The organism is Nocardioides sp. WJ219 (genome assembly GCF_058559815.1).
In genome coordinates, this window is sequence record NZ_JBZUJV010000003.1 from 1 (window position 1) to 19,848 (window position 19,848).

Annotated in this window: 8 protein-coding genes; 3 read left to right on the top strand and 5 right to left on the bottom strand. The window is 73.8% G+C overall.

Annotation, left to right across the window (positions count from 1 at the left end; genetic code table 11):
- Positions 1–3 precede the first annotated feature (3 nt).
- From AC4MBH_RS07885 to AC4MBH_RS07895, 3 genes are all read left to right on the top strand, one after another.
- Positions 4–3,462, top strand: a complete 3,459-nt coding sequence (locus AC4MBH_RS07885; RefSeq protein WP_491794875.1) for an Ig-like domain-containing protein — start codon at positions 4–6, stop codon at positions 3,460–3,462.
- A gap of 7 nt (positions 3,463–3,469) precedes the next feature.
- Entirely contained in the window at positions 3,470–3,955 is a 486-nt protein-coding gene (locus AC4MBH_RS07890; protein WP_491794150.1) for a hypothetical protein, read from the top strand.
- 164 nt (positions 3,956–4,119) lie between these two features.
- Positions 4,120–15,798 (top strand): DUF7927 domain-containing protein, encoded by an 11,679-nt coding sequence (locus AC4MBH_RS07895; protein WP_491794152.1) that lies wholly within the window; start codon positions 4,120–4,122, stop codon positions 15,796–15,798.
- A gap of 88 nt (positions 15,799–15,886) precedes the next feature.
- Here the strand turns inward: AC4MBH_RS07895 and AC4MBH_RS07900 are convergent, their stop codons facing one another.
- The 5 genes from AC4MBH_RS07900 to AC4MBH_RS07920 form a co-directional block, all read right to left on the bottom strand.
- Complete coding sequence (locus AC4MBH_RS07900) at positions 15,887–16,636, bottom strand: GAF and ANTAR domain-containing protein (RefSeq protein WP_491794153.1); 750 nt, start codon at positions 16,634–16,636, stop codon at positions 15,887–15,889.
- Complete coding sequence (locus AC4MBH_RS07905) at positions 16,633–17,385, bottom strand: ANTAR domain-containing protein (protein ID WP_491794155.1); 753 nt, start codon at positions 17,383–17,385, stop codon at positions 16,633–16,635. Before AC4MBH_RS07905 ends, AC4MBH_RS07900 begins: the two co-directional genes overlap by 4 nt.
- A gap of 247 nt (positions 17,386–17,632) precedes the next feature.
- On the bottom strand, positions 17,633–17,887 hold the full coding sequence (locus tag AC4MBH_RS07910) for a hypothetical protein (RefSeq protein WP_491794157.1): 255 nt from the start codon (positions 17,885–17,887) through the stop codon (positions 17,633–17,635).
- 30 nt (positions 17,888–17,917) lie between these two features.
- Complete coding sequence (locus AC4MBH_RS07915; protein WP_491794158.1) at positions 17,918–18,592, bottom strand: response regulator transcription factor; 675 nt, start codon at positions 18,590–18,592, stop codon at positions 17,918–17,920.
- Complete coding sequence (locus AC4MBH_RS07920; protein WP_491794160.1) at positions 18,589–19,803, bottom strand: sensor histidine kinase; 1,215 nt, start codon at positions 19,801–19,803, stop codon at positions 18,589–18,591. The genes AC4MBH_RS07915 and AC4MBH_RS07920 overlap by 4 nt, the downstream gene beginning before the upstream one ends.
- Positions 19,804–19,848 lie beyond the last annotated feature (45 nt).

Consider the following 19,848-nt stretch of genomic DNA (forward strand, 5'->3'; position numbering starts at 1 on the left):
CCGGTGGCCGAGGACGACGCGGCGAGCACGCCGTTCGACACCCCGGTGACGTTGCCGGCGGTGACCGATGACGCGGCGGGGGCGCCCTCGGCGCCGTTGGTGCCGTCGGCGACGGTGTTCACGAGCGGGCAGGCGGCTGCGGGTGGCAAGACGTTGGTCACCGCTCAGGGCACCTGGCAGGTCAACGGTGACGGCACGGTGACGTTCACCCCGGTGGCGGGCTACGTCGGTACGACGCCGGCGGTGGAGTACCGGATCGTCGATGACAACGGCACGACCGACACGGCGTTGCTGACGGTGACGGTGCGTCCGGGTCCGTCGGCGACGCCGGATGAGGACGAGACGCCGCAGGACGTCGAGGTGACGGTGGACCCGTTGACCAACGACACCCCGGGTCTGCTGGCCGACGGTACGGCGGGCAGCTGGGACGAGACCTCGGTGCGGTTCCTGGCCGCGGGCAACCCGGGCACGGTCTCCGACGGCGGCCGGACGTTGACGGTGCCGGGCGAGGGCTTCTACACCGTCGACCCGGTCTCCGGTGAGGTCACCTTCGATCCCGAGCCGCAGTTCACCGACGTCGCGACGCCGGTGACCTACACGGTCACCGACGCCAACGGCAACGACGTGTCCTCGACGATCACGATCACGGTGGCGCCGATCAGCCCGGTGGCCAACGACGACACCGCGAGCACGCCGTTCGAGACCCCGGTGACGCTGCCGGCGGTGACCGACGACGATGCCGGTGACCCGACGGCGCCGCTGGTGCCGTCGGCGACGGTGTTCACCAGTGGGCAGGCCACCAACGGCGGCAAGACCCTGGCCACCACTGAGGGCACCTGGCAGATCAACACCGACGGCACGGTCACCTTCACCCCGGCCCCCGGCTACACCGGCATGACGGCCCCCGTCGGGTACCGGATCGCCGACGACAACGGCACCACCGACACCGCGTTCCTCAGCGTGCGCGTCGCCGCGGGCCCGCTCGCCGAGCCGAACGTGGACGAGACGCCGCAGGACGTCGACATCACCGTCGACGTCGTCGACGACGACACCCCGGGAGACGGCGAGACCTTCGACCTCACGTCGGTCGTCTTCCCCGCAGGACCCAACCCCGGCACGGTGTCCGACGGCGGCAAGACGCTGACGGTGCCCGGGCAGGGCGTCTACACGATCGACCCGGTCACCGGTGAGATCACCTTCGACCCCGAGCCGCAGTTCACCACCCAGGCCACCTCGGTGACCTACACGGTCACCGACACGGCGGGCAACGACGCGACCTCGACCGTGACGATCACGGTGACGCCGGTCAGCCCGGTGGCCGAGGACGACGCGGCGAGCACGCCGTTCGACACCCCGGTGACGTTGCCGGCGGTGACCGATGACGCGGCGGGGGCGCCCTCGGCGCCGTTGGTGCCGTCGGCGACGGTGTTCACGAGCGGGCAGGCGGCTGCGGGTGGCAAGACGTTGGTCACCGCTCAGGGCACCTGGCAGGTCAACGGTGACGGCACGGTGACGTTCACCCCGGTGGCGGGCTACGTCGGTACGACGCCGGCGGTGGAGTACCGGATCGTCGATGACAACGGCACGACCGACACGGCGTTGCTGACGGTGACGGTGCGTCCGGGTCCGTCGGCGACGCCGGATGAGGACGAGACGCCGCAGGACGTCGAGGTGACGGTGGACCCGTTGACCAACGACACCCCGGGTCTGCTGGCCGACGGTACGGCGGGCAGCTGGGACGAGACCTCGGTGCGGTTCCTGGCCGCGGGCAACCCGGGCACGGTCTCCGACGGCGGCCGGACGTTGACGGTGCCGGGCGAGGGCTTCTACACCGTCGACCCGGTCTCCGGTGAGGTCACCTTCGATCCCGAGCCGCAGTTCACCGACGTCGCGACGCCGGTGACCTACACGGTCACCGACGCCAACGGCAACGACGTGTCCTCGACGATCACGATCACGGTGGCGCCGATCAGCCCGGTGGCCAACGACGACACCGCGAGCACGCCGTTCGAGACCCCGGTGACGCTGCCGGCGGTGACCGACGACGATGCCGGTGACCCGACGGCGCCGCTGGTGCCGTCGGCGACGGTGTTCACCAGTGGGCAGGCCACCAACGGCGGCAAGACCCTGGCCACCACTGAGGGCACCTGGCAGATCAACACCGACGGCACGGTCACCTTCACCCCGGCCCCCGGCTACACCGGGACCACGGCTCCCGTGACCTACGAGATCACCGACGACAACGGCACCACCGACACGGCCACCCTGGTCGTCACGGTGCGGCCCGGCCCGCAGGCCGAGCCCGACGACGGCGAGACCCCGCAGAACACCGACGTCACCGTGCCGCTGCTGCCCAACGACACCCCCGGCCCGCTGGCCGACGGGACGCCCGGCAGCTTCGACCCTGCGACCGTCGTGTTCACCTCGCCCGACGCCACCGCCGGCGGCAAGACGCTGACGGTGCCCGGGCAGGGCACCTACACGATCGACCCGGTCACCGGCGCCGTCACCTTCGACCCCGAGCCGCGGTTCACCGGCCCGGCGACCCCGGTCGACTACGAGGTCACCGACAGCAACGGCAACACCACGGGCTCGACGCTGACGATCACGGTCACGCCGATCGACCCCGACGCCGTCGACGACCGGGGGACCACGCCGTACGAGACTCCCGTGACCGTCGACGTGCTCGGCAACGACACCCCCGGCGACCCGTCGGTGCCGCTCGACCCGACCACCCTGCGACTCGTCGACCCGGCGACCGGCGACCCGGTCACCGAGGTCGTGGTGCCCGGCGAGGGCACCTGGAAGGTCGTCGCCGGCGGCAAGGTCCGGTTCGTGCCCGAGGACGGCTTCGTCGGTCGGGCGACCCCGCTCGACTACGTCGTGGCCGATGCCAACGGCACCGAGGTCACCGCGACGGTCAAGGTCACCGTCGGACCTCCGGGCGAGGCCCTGCCCGACAAGGCGGTCACCACCCCGGGCGACCCGGTCACCGTGCCGGTGCTCGACGACGACGTCGCCGCCCCGGGCGAGGAGCTGGTGCCGGGCTCCGTCTGCCTGGTGCCGGGATCGGCGTCCGGCAAGGTCCGTCCCGGGAGCGAGGCCAGGGCGCGGTGCGTGAAGGAGCACACCCGCCCCGGCGTCGGCACCTGGGTCGTCAACGACGACGGCACGATCACCTTCACCCCGGTGCTGGGCTACACCGGCACCGCGTCGATCGACTACACCGTGCGCGACACGGGCGGCAACACCTACCGCTCGACGCTCGACATCAAGGTCGAGGGCGACGACCCGGTCGTGACGGACCCCGCCGACGAGGACCCCGACGACAACGCCGGCGGCCTCCCCGACACCGGCGGCCCCGCACGGGTGTGGCTGCCGGTGGCCCTCGGGCTGCTGCTGGTCGGGGCCGTGCTCACCGGCGTCGGTCGCCGCCGTCGTCCCGTCGCCGGCCGGTCGTGACCCGAGCGTGAGCCCGCGTGCGCTCGTCGCCGTCGCCGTCCTCCTGGGGACGGCGACGGCGGCCTGCTCCGCGGACGACCGCGACGGCGGACCCACCCCCGCCCCCTCCTCGCCGAGCACGTCCGCCGTCGCTGACCCCGGCGGCACCGAGGCGCCCGTGCTCGGTCCTGGCGACCTGCCCGAGCCGCCCGCGCTCGACCGCTCGGCGGCGGCCGTCGACGACGTCGTCATCGAGCGGTGCACGCGGCCCCGCGCCGGCGGTCGCCACCTCGTCCGCGGCCACGTCGACAGCTCCACGGCCGAGCGGGCCTGGGACTACGTCGTCACCGCGTCCTGGCTCACCGAGTCGGGCTCGATCGTCGCGCGCAAGGTGGTCACCATCGACGACGTACGACCAGGTCGGCAGCAGGCCTGGCAGGCCCGGGTCGACCTGCCCGAGGGCAGCTACTCCTGCACCGCGACCGCACGCCGCGGCCTGCTCGAGCGCGGCTGACGGCGAGACCAGACCCATGACCCCGTCGCCCATCGCCTGCGAGCGGCCGGGCACGTCCCGTCCCCCCGCCCCACCGTCACAGCCGCTGCCCCCCGGCACGCGTGCTGCCGCCCCGCCCGCGTGCTCCCACGCAACAGGGCGCATGGGAGAGCAGGAACCAGCACATGCGTGATCACCGACAGCTGCTCAGGACCGGCCTCCCCGCTGCCCTGGCCGCGACCTTGGTCCTCAGCGTCCTGACCTTCTCGGCCCACGCCGACGACCTCGCGCCTGCGCCGACCTCCGACGCTCCCACGTCCGAGAGCGTCTCCGACCCGGTCGTCCCCGACGGGGCAGCGCCTGCAGACGAGCCGGCGCCCGAGACCGAGACCGAGACCGAGACGGGGCCGGCGGCCCCCACGACACCCGGCGAGCGCGGTCCGACGAGGTCCGGCTCCGTTGCCCGCGCCGATGCCACGGGGTGCAGCTACGCGACGAGCGGGGACTTCGCCGACTCCATCTGCTGGCTCGACATGGCGGGCTACAGCGACGCGACGGCGCGCACCGACGCCGGCCAGCAGATGACCGCGACCCTGCCCGGCGGTTACACGATCTCCTACACGATCACCACCCGCCCGGTCCCCGGACGGGCGGACGTCGCGGTCGAGACCCGCGCCACCCCGATCGAGACCCGCTTCGCCTTCGGCACCGAGGGCTACGCCGGGATCGAGGGCAGGCCGTCCCTCTACAGCCTCAGCCGGGCCGCCGCTGGGCTCGACGTCACCCTCAGCGACATCACGGTGCGGGACGCGGCCGGGGCGGCCCTCTCGTCCTACTCCTTCGTCGCCACCGATACCGAGGACAACGTCGCGGCGGCGGCGGAGTCGCTGCGCTGGACCTCCGACAAGCCGCTCAGCCTGCTCGACGTCCTGTACGACCAGGGCGCGAAGGGCTGCAAGCCCGCCTCGATGACCGGGCTCGGCACCACCACCGTCTCCTGTGTCGGATCGGGCACCGCGAGCACGCAGGGAGCCAAGTCCACCTCCGTCCTGGTCTCGGCCGATGCGCCGACGACCTTCTCGCTCCGCTGGCTGACCAACGCCCGCTCAGGCATCGCCTTCGGCATCCAGACCTCGTCGATCGAGGTGGTCAAGCGCGTCGAGGGCCGTACCCGGCCCGTCGACTCGTTCGACGTCTCGGTGACCTCGCCGTCCGGAGCGGTCCTCGGCAGCGCCAGCACCGGCAGCACCGACTCGGCCACGACAGGCCCGGTCGTCGTGGCCTCGAGCAACGCCGGCGCGTCGTTCACCCTCGCGGAGCAGCCGACGCCGGGGTCCGGTGCCTCCCTGGCCGACTACGACAACACCTGGTCCTGCCTGCGCAACGGCGTCCCCGACCCGTCCGTGCCCGGCGACGATCGCGCCTCGGTGACGATCGCGCCCGGCGTCAGCGACCAGATCCGGTGCACGGTCACCAACCGTGCCCTCCTCGACCTCGGCGACGCGCCGGCGTCGTACGGGACGACGGTGGCCGGGAACGGCGCCCGCCACGCCACGCCCGGCCGCAACCCCGCCACCCACGTGGCGAGCCCGATGCTCGGTGCCCGGGTCGACGTCGAGCCCGACGGACCCGCGTCCGCCACCGCCGACGGTGACGACGTCGCCGGCGTCGACGACGAGGACGGCGTCACCTTCAGCGCCGACGTCTCCGTGCCGGGTCGCCTGGAGACGGTCTTCGTGACGGTCGCCGGGAGCGGGTTCCTCAACGGCTGGATCGACTTCGACCGCGACGGGGTGTTCGAGCCGACGGAGCAGGTCCTCGCCGACACCGCGGTGACCAACGGCGTCAACCGGCTCACCTACAGCGTGCCCACCGGGGCGGCGTTCGTGCCCGGCAGCAGCCACGCCCGGTTCCGGCTGACGAGCGCCGCCGGCCAGGCCACGACACCGTCGGGCGCCGCTCCGGACGGCGAGGTCGAGGACCACGCCCGCGAGCTGTTCGACGCCCGCGGTGCGGCCCTCGACCAGTGCCCGCCGGGCTCGGTCCCGGAGCCGGTGACGACGATCCAGAACCCGTCCTTCGAGTCCCGGACCGGCGAGTTCCAGAACAGCTCGGCCAACAGCATCAACTTCGCCCGCAGCTGGTACGACGCGCACCCGACCGGCGGGCAGTACCACGTCTTCGCACCGACCTTCGACTCCGGACCGGTCCAGGGGACGATGCCGTTCCGGTCCGGCGCCGACGGCTACGGGTTCCTCGGCGGCCACACCTCCAGGGGCTTCGGCAACAACCCCGACGCCGGCGAGGGTGCCACCAACACCCTGGTCTCGGCCCTCGACCCCGGCACCCGCTACGTCGGCTTCTTCTCGATGGGCGCAGGCGGGTACTCCCGACTCGGCTCCGGCTACCTGCAGCTGCTCGGGGTCGGCGACCGCAACGTCGGTTCCATCGCCGGCGGCACCGCAGTCGCACCCACCCCCGACAACACCGAGGCCCTGGCCGTCACCCCCACCGTGGCGCCCGCGGCCGCCGGCACGCGGGCGCAGTGGCGGATCGCGACCTTCGCGTTCACCCCGGCCCGCTCCTGGCCCTACCTCCGGGTCGAGGCCCGCAACGCCGCCCCGGCCGGCAACGGCGCCACCGCGACCCAGGCCTGGATGAGCTTCGACGACTTCCAGCTCTTCGCCTGCGCCCCGGTGCCCCGTGACTCCGGCGACGCCCCGGAGTCCTTCGGCACGAGCCTGGCCGGCGACGGTCCGCGGCACCGCATCGCCGACCACGACGCGGACGCCGACACGTCCTCGCTGATGCTCGGCAGTCGCGTGGACGACGAGGCCGACGGCCTGCCGAGCGCCGCCGCCGACGGCGACGACACCGCGGGGGTCGACGACGAGGACGCGCTGCCGTCGGTGGTGGTCACCCCCGGCGCGTCGACCGCCTCGGTCGACGTGCCGCTGCGCAACGCCACGGGCAGTGCGGCCACCCTCCTCGGCTGGATCGACACCAACGCCAACGGCACGTTCCAGGCAGCCGAGGCGGCCAGTGTCGCGGTGCCCGCGGGCGCGACGAGTGCCACGCTCGGCTGGACCGGGCTCCCGCCGGCCGCCGACGGTGCCCGCCCGGTGGTCCGGCTGCGGCTCACCACGGCCGCCCTCGCCGACACGGCCGCCACCACCGTCGACGAACGCGCGCAGGGCCCCGCCCCCGACGGCGAGGTCGAGGACTCGCTCGCCACGGTGGCCGTGGCGCCGCCGACCTCCTGCACCGACCCGTTCCTCGAGGACTTCGGCACCGGCACCGGCTACGGTCCGCCGCTGCCGGCCGGCCAGACGACGTACCTCTACGAGGGCTCGGCCGCCGTGAACGACGGCGACTACGGCCTGCTCGCCCAGCTGCCGGGGGCTGCCGGCAGCTGGTGGCACACCACCCAGGACCACACCCCGGGCGACACCAACGGCCGGATGATGGTCATCAACGCGGCGTTCGAGCCGGGCCGGTTCTTCGCCAAGACCTTCACCGGACTGGCTCCGGGCACCCGCTACGACTTCTCCGCGTGGATCCTGAACGCGCTCAACCGGACGACGGGGATCCTGCCCAACGTCACCTTCCGGGTCGTCGACCCCGAGACCGGCGCCGCGCTCTCCGAGGTGTCGACCGGCGGCCTCCCGTCGACCACCATCCCGCAGTGGAAGAAGTTCAGCCTCGCATTCACCGCGACGCGACCGACCGTGCGGCTCGAGCTGGCGAACAACGCGCCGGGTGGCAGCGGCAACGACCTCGCCATCGACGACATCGCCCTCGGGGCGGTCTGCGACTTCGGTGACGCACCCGACACCTACGGCACCGTGCTCGCGTCCGACGGGCCGGTCCACGGGCGGGGCGCGGCGCGTCTCGGTGCGACGGTCGACTACGAGGGCGACGGCCGACCCTCGGTCGCGGCCGACGGCGACGACACCACCGGCGCGCCGGACGACGAGGACGGCGTCGCGGTCAACCCGGCGCTCGGCTACCCCAGCGCCACGATCCGCACCGGCATCGACCCGGTCACCCTGCAGCCGGTCGGCAACACGGTCCGGGTCGACGCGTCTGCCGCCGGGTTCGCCAGTGTGTGGGTCGACTGGAACCAGGACGGCGACTTCGCCGACCCGGGGGAGCGGGTGGCCGACGCGCGCCCGGTCACCACCGGCAGCAACGACCTCACCTTCCCCGGCGCCGCCAACCCTCCGGGCATCCGGACCTACCTCCGGGTCCGCTACGCCACCGACGCCGCGGCGCTGCACACCCCGACCGGTCCCGCGGTGGACGGCGAGGTCGAGGACCACCGGGTGCTGGTGGAGCGCCTGGTCACGCCGGCTGCGTGCAGCGCGGTCACCGAGCCGTACTACGCGATGACCTTCCAGGACTTCGGGCCCGTCACCGGCGGCACCGACACCGCGCCCGCGCAACGGCTCTACCGCGACGTGACCGTCGTCCGCGGTCGTCCGGTCGACATGCGCCTCGAGGTGACCGGCGGACGGGTGACCCTCGGCGGCCTGGCGATCGGCACGACCGACGACGCCGGCTGGAACCTGCCGGGCGGCGGCGGCACGCTGCGCTACTCGTTCTTCGAGGCCGGGACGTCCACGCCGATCGCGGTCAACGGCGTGTGGACGTTCAGCGACCTGGACACGGGCGAGCGCGCGGCCATCCGACCGGCCTACCTCACCGGTCACGCCGTCACGCCGGGCAGCCGGGTGACGGTCACCCAGGACGCGTCGTACGTGCGGTTCGCCGGCACCGTGTCCGGCAACTTCGAGCCGACCCAGCGCTTCCAGGTCTGGTTCCGCGACCAGACCGCCCCGGAGATCGCCTGGAACGGCTTCGCCAACTCGGGCTTCGGGGTGGACGGCGACGGCGACGTCGCCGTCGAGTCGTCGTGCGACGACTACGGCGACGCCCCCGACAGCTACGCGACCACGCTCGCCGCCGGCGGCCCGCGCCACACCGTGACCCCCGACCTGCGCCTCGGCGCCTCCTCGGAGTTCGACGGCGACGGCCAGCCGACGCCGGCGGCCGACGGTGACGACACCAACCGCACCGACGACGAGGACGGCGTCGCGCCGCTCACCCTCACCACCGGTGTGGCCGCCGCTGCGAGCGTGACCGTCACCAACGCCACCGCCAGCGCCGCCACCCTCGCCGGGTGGGTCGACCTCGACCGGTCGGGCACGTTCGACGCCGACGAGCGGGTCACCGTCCCGGTCCCCGCCGGCGCCGCCGGTCAGACGTTCGACCTCACCTTCGGCAGGGTCACCACCACCCAGCCGACCGTGGCGCGCTTCCGGCTCTACCCCGGCACGGTCGCCGCACCGTCGCCCGACGGCGCCGCTGCCGGCGGGGAGGTCGAGGACCACCACGCCCCGGTCCGCACCCCCCGGCTCGCCGTGGCCAAGACGTCGACCGCGACCGTCGCCACCCGGGTCGGCGACACCGTGTCCTACACGGTCACCCTGACCAACACCGGCACCGGCGACTTCACCGCCGACAACCCCGCCCGCCTGGTCGACGACCTGACCGGCGTCCTCGACGACGCGGAGTACGGCGGCGACGCCTCCGTCACGGTCGACGGGGCGCCCGCCGGCGCGGCGGCGTACGACGAGCCGCGGATCACCTGGAGCGGCCCGCTCCCGGCCGGCGCCGCGGCCGTGCTCACCTACACCGTGGAGGTCTCCGGCGGCGGCGACGGCGTCGTGCGCAACACGGCCTTCGCGCCGCCCCAGGGCGGCACCGGCACGACACCCCCGTGCGACGCCGACGCCGGTGTGCCCTGTGACACCGAGACGTTCCGGCTGCCGCGGTTGCAGGTCTCGAAGACCGCCGACCGCACCCAGCTCCCGGCGGTCGGTCAGGCCCTCACCTACACGGTGACCGTGACCAACGCCGGCCCCGGCGACTACACCGTCGCCCGCCCCGCCACCTTCGTCGACGACCTCTCCGCGGTCCTGGACGACACCCAGGCGCCCACCGCCGTCACCGCCACCCGTGGGCAGGCGGCGTTCACCGCACCGGAGCTCCGGTGGAGCGGGGCGCTGGCCGCCGGCCAGTCGGCGACCGTCACCTACCGGCTGGCCTACACCGGCCTGGGCGACCGCCAGCTCGACAACCGTGTGTGCGTGCCGACGACCGAGGCCCTCGACCCCACCGACGCCTGCCGCACCGTCGCCGTCCCCGGCTCGGGCCTGCGCCACGCCAAGGACGTCGACCCCGCGTCGGGGACGCCGGTCGAGGTCGACCAGGTGCTCACCTACACCCTGACCTTCGAGAACGTCGGCGGCGTCACGGCCGACGTCGACACCAGCGACGACCTCGCCGACGTCCTCGACGACGCCGTGCTCGAGGGCCCCGTCGAGGCGGACGACGGCCTCACCGCGACCGTCGTCGGTGACCGCCTCGAGATCAGCGGCCAGGTGCCGGCCGGTGCGTCGCGGACGGTCACCTACCGCGTCCGGGTGCGCGAGTGGGCGGCCCAGGGCGACCACGAGCTGACCAACGTCCTGGCCTGCGCCCCTGGCGAGCCGGCCGGCTGCGCACCCGAGACGACCCGCAACCCGGTGCGCCACCTCGACCTCACCAAGACCTCCGACGCCTCCGTCGACGCCGGTCCCGGCGACGAGGTGACCTACACCGTCACCGCCCGCAACGACGGGACCGGCGACTGGACGGCACTCGACCCGGCCCGCCTGGTCGACGACCTCGGCGGCGTCCTGGACGACGCGACCTTCGACGGCACGGCCACCGCGTCGTCGGGCACCACGTCGTACGCCGCCCCGCGGCTGCGGTGGTCCGGCGCGCTGGCTGCCGGCGACGAGGTCACCCTCACCTACACCGTGCGCCTGACCGGTGGGGGCGACGGCCACGTCGACAACGTCGTCTGGCAACCCGGACCGGGCACCCCCGGGCCCACGCCAGACTGCGCGACGGCGGTCGTGCCGTGCGACTCGGTGTCCACCGACCTGCCCAAGCTCACGCTGCGCAAGGTCTCCGACCGGGCGCAGCTGCCGGCGGCGGGCAACAAGATCACCTACACCGTGACCGTCAGCAACGTGGGCCCCGGCGACCACACCGCCGGCCACCCGGCGACGTTCAGCGACGACCTCGCCGACGTCCTCGACGACGCGTCCTTCGACGCCGGGTCGATCACCACGACCACCGGCACGGCCGTCCTCACCAGCACGACGCTCGACTGGAGCGGCGTGCTCGCGTCCGGTGAGTCCGCCACCGTCACCTACACCCTGACCTACGAGGACAACGCGACCGGCGACCACGTCGTCGACAACCGGGCCTGCGTCCCGGCCGCCGAGGCGCTCGACCCGGCCGACGCGTGCCGTGTCGTGCGCACGCCCGGCGCGGGCCTGCGTCAGGCCAAGCAGGTCGACCCGCGCAACGGGACGGCGGTCCGGGAGGGTCAGGTCCTCACCTACACGCTGACCTTCGAGAACGTCGGGCCCGCCGACGCGGACGTCGACACGGTCGACGACCTCGCCGACGTCGTCGACGACGCCGACCTCGACCTCGGCTCCGTCACCGCCGACCCCGGCCTGACGGTCGTCCCCGACGCCGGGGGCGAGCGGCTCGCGGTCACGGGCACCGTCCCGACGGGCGCCACGCTCACGGTGCGCTACCAGGTGCGGGTGCGGACGTTCGCCCAGCAGGGCGACCACCTGGTCACCAACGCGCTGGCCTGCCAGCCGGGTGACCCGGACCCGTGCGACCCGACGGTCACCACCAACCCGGTCCGCCACCTGAGCCTGACCAAGACCTCCAGCGCGACCGCCGACGCCGCGCCCGGTGACACCGTCACCTACACGCTCCGGCTGACCAACGACGGCACCGGCGACTACACGGGCGCCGCACCCGCCGCCCTGGTCGACGACCTCACGGCGGTCCTCGACGACGCCGCCTTTGCCGGCGTCGCCCGGGCGAGCCAGGGCCCCGCCCCCACCTACGAGCGGCCGCGGATCCGGTGGAGCGGCCCACTCGCCGCCGGCGAGACCGTCCGGATCACCTACGAGGTCGTGCTCCGCGGCGGGGGCGACGGCAGGGTCACCAACGTCGCGTGGGCCCCGGTCGACCCCGGGACGCCCGGCCCCACCCCCGACTGCGCCGCGACCACCGACCCGTGCGCGACGGTCGACGACGAGCTCGGCAAGCTGGCCGTGGCCAAGTCGGCCGACCGGACCGAGGTCACCGCCACCGGCCAGGTGGTCACCTACACCGTCGCGGTCGACAACGTCGGACCCGGCGACTTCACCGCGGCACACCCGGCGACGCTCCTCGACGACCTGTCCGGCGTGCTCGACGACGCCGACCTCGTCCCCGGTTCGGTCACCGGGGGCGCGACGGTGAGCGGCGACACCCTCGGCTGGAGCGGACCTCTGGCCGCGGGTGACACCGCCACCATCACCTACGCCGTGCGCTACCTCGCCTCCGGCGACCGCGAGCTCGACAACACGGCGTGCGTGCCCGCGGACGACGCGCTCGACCCCGGTGCCGCCTGCGACGCGGTGACCCTCGCCGGCTCCGACCTGACGCACGCCAAGACGGTCGCCCCGTCCTCGGGGACGGCGGTCGGGGTCGGTGACCAGGTCGGCTACACCTTGACGTTCACCAACACCGGCACCGCGCCGGCCCGGGTCGAGACCTCCGACGACCTCGCCGACGTGCTCGACGACGCCACGCTCGTCGCTCCGCCGGTCGCCGAGACCGGCCTGACCGCGACGGTGGACGGCACGACGCTCCGGGTCGAGGGCGCCGTCCCGGCCGGCGGGACGCTCACCGTGACCTACCGGGTCGCGGTGCGGGCGCTGGCACAGCAGGGCGACCACGTGCTGACCAACGCCCTGGCCTGCGAGCCGGGCGACGCCGACCCCTGCGAGCCCGAGGTCACCACCAACCCGGTGCGGCACCTGACGCTGAGCAAGGCTTCGAACGCCACGCCCGAGACGCGCGTGGGCGACGACGTCACCTACACCGTCACCCTGGTCAACGACGGCGGCCTGGCGTTCACCTCGGGCGACCCCGCCCGGATCGCCGACGACCTGAGCGGCGTCCTCGACGACGCGGAGCTCGACCTCACCTCGGTCACCGCCAGCCGAGGGCCTGACCCCGTCCTCACCACCCCGCTGCTCACCTGGAGCGGTCCGTTGGGCGTCGGCGAGACGGTGACGGTCCGCTACACCGTCACCGTGACGGGCAGCGGCGACGGCGTCGTCCGCAACGTCGCGTGGTCGCCCGACGGGGTCCCCGGCTCAGCCCCCGACTGCGCCGGCACCACCGACCCGTGCGCCACCACCGAGGTGCGGCTGCCACGCACGACGATCACCAAGACGGCGAGCCGCACGACCCTGCCGCGGCGGGGGGAGACGGTCACCTACACCGTCACCGTCGCCAACCCGGGGCCCGGCGACTGGACCGCGACGGCACCGGCGACCTTCGTCGACGACCTCGGCGACGTGCTCGACGACGCGACGCTCGTGCCCGGCTCCGTCGCCGCCACCCGCGGGCGGGCCCGGCTCGCCGCGGAGACCCTGACGTGGGACGGCGCCCTCGCCGCGGGCCAGGACGCCGTGGTCACCTACACCGTGCGCTACACCGGCGACGGCGACCGGGACGTCGACAACGCCGCGTGCGTCCCGGCGGCCGACGTCGCCCCGGGCACCACGGCGTGTGCCGCGGTGAGCGTGCCCGGCTCCGGCCTGAGCCAGACCAAGACCGTCGACCCGGCCACGGGCAGTCCCGTCTCACCGGGCCAGGTGCTGACGTACACGCTGGCGTTCACCAACGTCGGCGGCGTCCCGGCCGAGGTCGGGACCAGCGACGACCTCAGCGGGCTCCTCGACGACGCCGTGCTGGAGGGTGCCCCCGAGGCCGACCCCGGTCTCGTGGTGACGCGGGCCGGCGACCGTCTCGACGTGACCGGCACCGTGCCCGTCGGTGCGACCTCACAGGTGGTTTACCGGGTGCGGGTGAGGCCGATCGGGGAGCAGGGCGACCACGTCCTGGAGAACGCGCTGGCCTGTCAGCCCGGCGACCCGGTCGACTGCGAGCCGTCGAGGACGACCAACCCGGTGCGCCACCTCAGCGTCACCAAGGCCGCCGTCACCGATCCCACCCCCGACACCGGCGACCGGATCACCTACGAGGTCACCGTCACCAACGACGGGGCCGTCGACTACCCGGCCGCGACACCCGCCGGCTTCGTCGACGACCTCGACGACGTCCTCGACGACGCCGTCCTCGACGGTGCACCCGTCGTGACCAGTGGGGCCGCCTCCGTCTCGGGGACGCTGCTCACCTGGAGCGGCGCGCTGGCCCCGGGCGCCTCGGCGACCGTCACCTACCACGTCGTGGTCACCAACCTCGGCGACCACCGTCTCGTCAACGCCGCGGGCGTCCCCGGTTGCACCGACGACGACTGCGCCGACGGCGTCACCACGCTGCTGCCGCACGTCGTGCCCCGCAAGCTGGTCGACCCGCCGAGCGGCACCCCGGTGCAGCCCGGTGACGTCCTCACCTACATCTTGGTCTGGGCCAACGACGGGCCGGCGGCGGGCCGCATCGACGGCGGCGACGACCTGTCCGACGTCCTCGACGACGCCGACCTGACCCGCGCGCCGACCAGCACCGACCCGGCGGTCTCCGCCGTCGTCACCGGCGACCGGCTCCGGGTGACCGGGCCCGTCGGTCCCGGCGGCCGGGTCAGCGTCAGCTACCAGGTGACGGTCCGCGCAGCGGACGGTGGCAACAGGTCACTGACCAACCGGCTCACCCCCGACGTCCCCCAGGTCACCTGCGAACCGGCCGGCCCCTGCGTGCCGGTCGCGCCGCCGCAGACCGCCAACGCGGTCGGGGACCTCGACGACTGGAAGTCCGCCGACCCGCCGTCGGGCTCGCCGGTCGCGCCCTTCAGCCGGGTCACCTACACCCTGCACTTCGCGAACGACGGCACGGGACCCGTCGTGGTCGACCGTCTCGACGACCTCACCGGCGTCCTCGACGACGCCGAGCTGGTCGGGCCGCCGCGCTCGAGCAGCCCCGACCTCACGGTCATCGACCCGGGCGCCACCGGCACGCTGCGGGTGGGCGGCACGCTGGCGCCGGGTGCGGACGCCACGGTCCGCTACGTCGTCCGCCTGCTCGCCCCCGGGAGCGGCGACGGCGTGCTCGGCAACCACCTCCTCGAGCCGGGGCAGACGTCGCCCAGCCGGTGCCGCCCGGCCGACCCGCTCCGACCCGACTGCACGGCCAACCCGGTCTCGCGGGTCGACCTGGACAAGACGGCCGACCCGGGTGACGGTGCCACGGTCAGCCCCGGTGACGTCGTCACCTACACGGTGACGCTGCGCAACCGCACGCGCGCCGCCGCCGCGGCTCCCGCTCCCGTCGACGCCGTCGACCGGATGGCCGACGTCCTCGACGACGCCGACCTCGTCTCGGGTCCGACGTCCGACAGCCCGCGGGTCCGGGCGCGGCGGGCCGGGGACCTGCTCCGCTTCTCGGGCACGCTGCGACCCCGCGAGGTCGTCCACGTCACCTACGCGGTGCGGGTGCACGGCGACGGCGACGGCGACGTGACCAACACGGTCGGCCTGGTCGGCGCGGCCGGCGCCTCTGGTGCCGGCTGCGTGCCCGGGACCGACCAGTGCACGCAGCACGCCGTCACCGACCCCCCGGCCCCCGATCCGGACGACGACGCCCAGGACGGCGTCGTGCTGCCCGGTACGGGCACCCGCGTCGCGTGGTGGGTCCCGCTGCTCGGCGGCGGCCTGCTCCTGGCCGGCCTGCTGCTCCTGCTTCTCCGCCGCCGTCGCGTGGACGGTCGGTAGGTCCCGCGGTCGGCTCGTCCTGGTCCTGGTCCTGGTCCTGGTCCCGGCCTGTGCGGCCCGACCCACCCTCGACGAGGGAGCGGTGGGGTCAGGGCAGGATGGACAGGGACCGGGCGTGCGCCAGGACGGCCTTGCCGTCCAGGCTCCGATGGACGAGGTCGTGGGCGACGTCGCTCAGCTTGCGACCTCGGTCCCTGGCGTAGCGGCGCAGCACCGTGAAGGCGTCGCCCATCTCGAGGTCACCCGTGTGCGCCAGGACGCCCTTGGCCTGCTCGATCACGATGCGGCTGCTCAGGGCGTGCTGGAGCTGGGCGCTGACGGTCGCCTGGTCGGCGGCGGCTGCCTCGTTGACGATGGCCACCCCGGCGACGTGCACCAGGGCCTGGGCCAGCGCCAGGTCGGCGTCGTCGAGGCGACCGGCGCTGGTGCCGAACAACCCGAACGCTCCGATGGTCTGCTCGCGCAGCTTCATCGGCAGGGCGTGCACGGACACGAACCCGGCCTTGCGTGCAGCCCCGGAGAACCCGGGCCAGCTGGTCGAGGCCGCGAGGTCGGGGACCACGATCGTCTTCCCGTCCCGATGGGCGTCGAGGCACGGCCCCTCGTTGCGCTGGATCTGGAAGGTCTCCAGGTCGTGGGTCCGTTCGGAGGACGACGCCGCCAGGTGCAGGACGCCGTCGCCGTCGGCCAGCAGCAGGCCGGCGGAGGCGATGTCGAGCAGGTCGGCGCACTGGGCGGTGAGCGTGGTGAGCATCTCGATGATGTCGTAGCCACCGGCCAGCTCGTTCGAGAGGTTGACGAAGGCCCCGATGATGTCGTGTTCCCTGGTCCTGTTCACGTGCCTGTCCCTCCGGTCCAGCGCTGGTCGTCTCGCTCGAGGTCGAGGCGTCGTTCGACGATGCTCCACGCCACCTGGCTGGCGGTCTGGCCCGTGGCGACGGCGTGCGCGCGAAGACGCACGAGGGCCTCCGCTGCGTCGACGTCGAGCTGCGCGATCAACATGCCGGTGGCCTGGTAGACCTCGATCCGGTCGATCTCGGCCAGCCGCCCCCACGCGTCCTCGCCGTCGGTCATGAGCCTGCTGTCGAGGTCACCCGCCTTGTTGCGGTCGACGGCCAGGGCGTCCAGCAGCGTCAGGGACGCGAGCCTGGCAGCCATCGCCGCCCCGGCGAGTTCCTCCTCGCCCAGGGGCCCGGGTCCCCACCGGAAGAGGTCGAGTGCGCCCACGCACACCGAGGTGACCATCATCGGCATCGCGAAGACGCCTCGGACGCCGTCGCCGAGCGCCGCGTCGGTGAAGCCCGGCCACCGTGACTCCTGGGGGGAGTCGAGATCGGGTGCCAGGACCGCCTTACGGGTGGCCACGGCGTCGAGGCACGGGCCCACGCCGTAGGTGAACTGGTACTCGTCGATGCGCCGGCTGATCTCGTTGCTCGACCCGAAAGTCCCTCGCGAAGAACCCTCGTGGACGATCGACACGGCTGCGCCGTCGACCTCGAACAGCTCCACGCACGCCAGGCACAGCTCGTTGGCGGCGTCGATCCCGGGTTCGACGCCCGCGACCGCGGCGTTCAGCTCAGCGCGCATGACTGCCAGGGATGGCGTCATCTGTCCCCTGCCCTCGTTCGGTCGGTCGGTCGTGGCGAGTTCTGCCCGGTACCCACCTGGAGCCCCGACCCGCGGTCGATCGGGCTGGCACTCACGACTCGTCGGTGGTCGGGCGGTCTGGCGCCGTCCTCGGAAGGCCCCGTCATGTTCGTCGCACAGCACCCATCATCGATCCGTTCGATCCACGCCGGATCCGCGAACGAGTGGTGAGCGGGCAGCCGCTCCGCTAGCCCGCGCCTGCCACAGCGGCCTTGGCCTCGCTGAGGCTCTGGCCGGTCTCGGCGCGCTGGAGCCGGATGGCCTCGGCCATGTTGCCGCCGCGGGCGGCCTCGCGCACGGCCTCGGAGACCCCGGAGCCCGCGTTCGCCATCGGGGGGATGACGGTGTGGATGTCACCCTGGCCGGTCAGCTGCCGGTACATGTGGTCGACTTTCGCCTCGAGCCCGGCGATGCGGTCCAGCGTGTACTTGTCGGTCGTCATGGCGTCACCCTAATCCCGTTCGCGCGCCGGTCATCGGCGCATCAATCCGGCCTCGTAGGCGCGGATGGTGAGCTGTACCCGGTCGCGGGCGTCCAGCTTGGTCAGCAGGCTCCCGACGTGGGTCTTGGTCGTGGACAGCGAGATGTGGTGGGCCACCGAGATCTCGGCGTTGGTCAGACCTTGGGCGACGGCCAGCAACAGCTCGAGCTCGCGTGGGGTGAGCTGGTCGATGCGTTGCCGGCTCTCCTGGTCGACGGGCGCCTGCTGGCTGAAGTGGTCGATCAACCGCCGGGTGACCCGGGGCGAGAGCAGGGCGTCGCCTGCTGCGACCACCTTGACCGCGTGGAGGAGGTCGGCCGCGCGCACGTCCTTCTGCAGGAACCCGCTGGCGCCGGCACGCAGGGCGGCGTGGACGTGCTGGTCGGTGTCGAAGGTGGTCAGGATCAACACCTTGACGTCGGTGGTGACCGGGTCGCTGGTCAGGCGGGACGTCGCGGCCACCCCGTCGAGCCCGGGCATCCCGATGTCCATCAGCACGACGTCGGGTCGGGCCGTGCGGGCGACCTCGAGCGCGGCCAGCCCGTCCTCGGCCTCACCCACGACCTCCAGGTCGGCGTCGGAGGCCATCAGGGCGACGATGCCGCTGCGCACCAACGCCTGGTCCTCGGCCACGGCGACCCGGATGGGTCGCTCGGCGGTGGTCACCGCTCGCCCTCCGTCAGGTCGGCGCCGTAGGGGATGGAAGCACTGACGGTGAAGCCGCCGCCGGCTGACGGGCCGGCCGTGAGCCGCCCGCCGAGGAGTCCCGTGCGCTCGGCCATCCCGGTGAGGCCGTGACCGCCGGAGGCGGGCGCATGACCTCGCCCGTCGTCCTCGACGAGAACTGTGAGCTCGGTGTCGCCGTACTCGAGCCGCACGTCGGCGGCCGTCGCCTGCGCGTGCTTGAGCGTGTTGGTGAGGGCCTCCTGGACGACGCGGTAGGCGCAGAGCCCCTCGGTGGTCGACAGCTCCCGGGCCACGCCGACGGTGGTGCTGGAGACCCTGAGGCCAGCTCCCCGGTAGGTCTCGAGGAGGGGGTCGAGGTCGGCCAACCCGCGAGCCGGCTGGTTGGCCTCCTCGGTCGAGCCCCCCGACGGTGAGTCGTCGCGCAGCAGCGTCAGCATCTGCCGCAGGTCCTGCATGGAGGAGCGGCTCACGTCGCTGATCGTCAGGAGCGCCTGGCGCGCTGCCTCCGGGTCGTCGGCCGCCAGGTGGGCGCCCACGGTCGCCTGGACCGAGACGATGCCGGCCGAGTGGGCCAGTACGTCGTGCACGTCACGGGCGATCCGCAGGCGCTCGTCGATCACGGCGAGGCGGTGCCGGTCGCGCTCGGCGGCGGCCAGCTCCCGCTCGGCCGTGGCCCGCTGCTCCGCCTCCGAGACCAGCGCGTGCAGGGTCGTACGTCGCCCACGGACCAGTCGGCCGAGCCCCCACGCCCCGATGAAGATCACGACCGTCTGCGCCAGGGCGTCCAGGCCGAGGTCGGCCGGGTCGGTGGTCGACAGGAAGGCCAGGAAGACGGCCGTGATCCCCAGGCCCATCGCGGCCTCGCGCCGCGGCCGGTAGCTGGCGACGACGTAGAGCAAGCCGGTGATGACGAAGGGGAACAGGTCGATCTGGTGGTCGCGAGCGGTCAGCACGGTCGTCACGGCGCCGACGGCGCCGAGTGCCACCAGTGGTGCTCGCCGCCACCAGGCGACCGCGGCACACCCTGCCGCGGTCAGGGCGTACGCCGTCGCGTCCGCGGTGCGGTAACCCTCCCGGGCGGGAGCCTCGGCCAGGAGCCAGAGGCCCACGACGGCTACGGCGAGCGCCAGGCACCAGTCCCACACCTGCGGGGGCCGCGCCCACTGCGTGGGCTCCTCCGCGTCGGTCACGGCCCCAGATTAGGGGCTCTGGCGCCGGGGCGTATCGGTCTGCAG